Here is a 2,327-nt window from a genome sequence, read left to right on the forward strand (position 1 = left end):
TATGCGAGCCCAGGCCCCGCATCAGCATGTCGTGCTGCATGCGCTGGCGAAGCGGGCTAATAGGTGCATCGGTCGATAGGGTAGCCATGGCGAGTTCCTCTCGTTGAAGGGAACTCCATGGTCAGATCGACGCCTCTACCCGCTCAAGGTCTATGACATGCACGCCATCTCAGAAGGAGGCGGCCCTCCCGCGCAGCGGGTTCGTGCTTTGAGGCGCAAAGCTGCCGTTCGCGTCATGGATAGCTTTGGGGTCAGACTCTCCCCTTCCCTACGGGTCTTTGCAGCACCGGCCAGGCCCATCACCCCCGACACTGTAGAAAATATCGCATGGTCTCTGAGTGGGGGGAAAGGCGGTAGCGCTCTCCCGCTACCAAAACCCAGTCCGACAAGGCCAGCCTTGCGCGACAATCAGATCGGGACGCCAGCGGGCCAGTTCTGCCGCTTTTCACTTTGATCGGCCATGTCTTTGCTGCGTGCGACAAAGCGGCGCCAGCCGCCGAATGAGGAGATGTCGGAGGCACCGTCCAAGCCCGCGCTTTCGACCAGAAAACCCTTGGCAGGGGTTCCGTCGTCAAGTTCGACCGTGCCGATGCCGAGCGGAGCCGGAATAGCGGCGACGAAACGGCCGAAGGCCTCCGGCCCAAGTCGCCAGACCTCGACGTCGATCCGCATGCCGCCATCGGCAACGCGGATCAGGCCGGGCTTGGGCACGGACTGGCCGGCCAACGCATAGAGCTTGTAAGCGGCGGCGGTCCTGGTCGCTCGCAGGAATTGTGCGCCGAGCTGGTTGAGCTGGCCGTTGAGCGGCATGCCCGAGAGATGCGCGCCGACGACCACCAGGTCGATCATCCCATCGCAGGGCGGCACGGCGGCCGGTTGCGGGCCGGGCTGCGGCCAACCCGTTGCGCCGAGCGGCAGGCCGCTCTGCGCATGCAGGTCGCGGGCGAGCATCGCCGTCAGCGCATCGCGGCCGGCCGGCGCCAGCAAGGTGACGCTCATCGGCAGGCCGTCGCCGCGCCTGCCGGTCGGGACGGCGATGCCGCACATATCGAGCAGGTTGACGAAGTTGGTGTAGGTGCCAAGCCGGCTGTTGGTCGCGACCGGATCGGCAAGCACCGCGGCTGTAGTGTAATGCGTAGGCGCGGTCGGCACGCAGAAGAGGTCGACCGAGGCGACGACCGGGGCGAGCTTCGCCCTGTAGGCCTGCAAGGCATAGAGGCCGCGAAAGGCGTCCGCCGCCGAAAGACTTCTGGCGCCACCGATGATCTTGCGCGTCACCGGATGCATGGCGGCCTCGTTGGCATCCATGAAGTCGCGGATCGCCGCATAGCGCTCGGCGACCCAGGCCCCTTCGTAGAGAAGATTGGCGGTGGCATAGAAATCCCCGAACGGAATTTCGACCAGCCGGCAGCCAAGCGTTTCTAGAAGGCTAAGTGCTGTCTCGAAGCCGGCCTGCATCGAAGCGTCGCCGAAGAACTTCAGGTCGTTCTTCGCCGGCACCCCGACGCTCAGCACGGGCGGCCGGGCGGCAAGCGCCGGCACCTTGATCGCGCGCGAATAGTCGTCGGCCGGGTCCTCGGCCGCCGCGACGGCGAACACCGCATAGGCGTCGTCGACGGTGAGTGCGAACACGGAGATGCAGTCAAGTGTGCGGCAGGCTGGCACCACGCCGGCGGCGGAGAGCGCGCCGACTGTCGGCTTAAGCCCGACGATGTTGTTGAGGCCGGCGGGGATGCGGCCGGACCCGGCCGTGTCGGTGCCGAGCGCGAAGGAGACGATGCCACGCGCCGTCGCCACCGCTGACCCTGAGGACGAGCCGCCAGGCACCAGGCTGGCATCGACGGCGTTCCTTGGGATCGGGTAAGGCGTGCGAACGCCGACCAGTCCGGTGGCGAACTGATCGAGATTGGTCTTGCCGACGACCAGCGCGCCAGCCGCCTTCAGCCGCGCCACGACAGTAGCGTCCGTCTCCGGCACATAGGCATATTCGGCGCAGGCTGCTGTGGTCGGCATGCCGGCGACATCGATATTGTCCTTGACCGCGAACGGCACGCCCCACAACGGCTTGGCCACCGGATCGAACGGTCCGAGCGTTTGCGCCTGCGCCAGCATGTCCGCCTTGCTGGCGAGATGGATGAAGATGCCGGGATCGTCAGCCGCCAAGATGCGGGCATGCACGGCATCGATCATATCCGCGACAGTCACGCCGCTGGCATAGGCCGCGTGCAGACTGATGATATCGAAGCGGATCTCGCTCATCAGGCAACCTCACGATTGCGTTGAATCAGTTTAGGAGCTGATTGGGCGTTGGTCCCGCGCCACCGTGA

General features: G+C 65.7%; 1 protein-coding gene. It reads right to left on the reverse strand.

Annotated features, from left to right (window positions below; translation table 11 throughout):
• Nucleotides 1-408: 408 nt before the first annotated feature.
• Nucleotides 409-2,259: an allophanate hydrolase gene (atzF, locus tag FJW08_RS32225; RefSeq protein ID WP_140813754.1), complete on the reverse strand. Its 1,851-nt coding sequence runs from the start codon at nucleotides 2,257-2,259 to the stop codon at nucleotides 409-411.
• Between the last annotated feature and the right edge of the window lie 68 nt (nucleotides 2,260-2,327).

It is taken from the genome of Mesorhizobium sp. B3-2-1, assembly GCF_006439515.1.
Lineage (GTDB): Bacteria > Pseudomonadota > Alphaproteobacteria > Rhizobiales > Rhizobiaceae > Mesorhizobium.